This window comes from Pseudoalteromonas sp. MMG022 (assembly GCF_021654245.1).
In the GTDB taxonomy this organism is placed as follows: Bacteria; Pseudomonadota; Gammaproteobacteria; order Enterobacterales; family Alteromonadaceae; genus Pseudoalteromonas; species Pseudoalteromonas amylolytica.
Genome location: NZ_JAKFZQ010000054.1, coordinates 1 through 630, shown reverse-complemented (window position 1 = coordinate 630; position 630 = coordinate 1). Strand labels below are relative to the sequence as shown.

Annotated in this window: 1 rRNA gene; it reads left to right on the top strand. The window is 50.6% G+C overall.

What is annotated here, in order from left to right:
• A 23S ribosomal RNA gene (locus L1070_RS20155) occupies positions 1-630 on the top strand; the annotation flags it as partial.

Genomic DNA, 630 nt, shown 5'->3' with positions numbered 1-630 from the left:
GTGACTTGTTCTGTGACTGCGTACCTTTTGTATAATGGGTCAGCGACTTATATTTTGTAGCGAGGTTAACCGATTAGGGTAGCCGTAGCGAAAGCGAGTCTTAACTGGGCGCTTAGTTGCAAGGTATAGACCCGAAACCCGGTGATCTAGCCATGGGCAGGTTGAAGGTTGAGTAACATCAACTGGAGGACCGAACCCACTAACGTTGAAAAGTTAGGGGATGACCTGTGGCTAGGAGTGAAAGGCTAATCAAACCGGGAGATAGCTGGTTCTCCCCGAAATCTATTTAGGTAGAGCCTCGGACGAATACTTACGGGGGTAGAGCACTGTTAAGGCTAGGGGGTCATCCCGACTTACCAACCCTTTGCAAACTCCGAATACCGTAAAGTACTATCCGGGAGACACACGGCGGGTGCTAACGTCCGTCGTGAAGAGGGAAACAACCCAGACCGCCAGCTAAGGTCCCAAAGTGTATGTTAAGTGGGAAACGATGTGGGAAGGCTAAAACAGCTAGGAGGTTGGCTTAGAAGCAGCCACCCTTTAAAGAAAGCGTAATAGCTCACTAGTCGAGTCGGCCTGCGCGGAAGATGTAACGGGGCTAAACATACCACCGAAGCTGCGGCTGCGAAT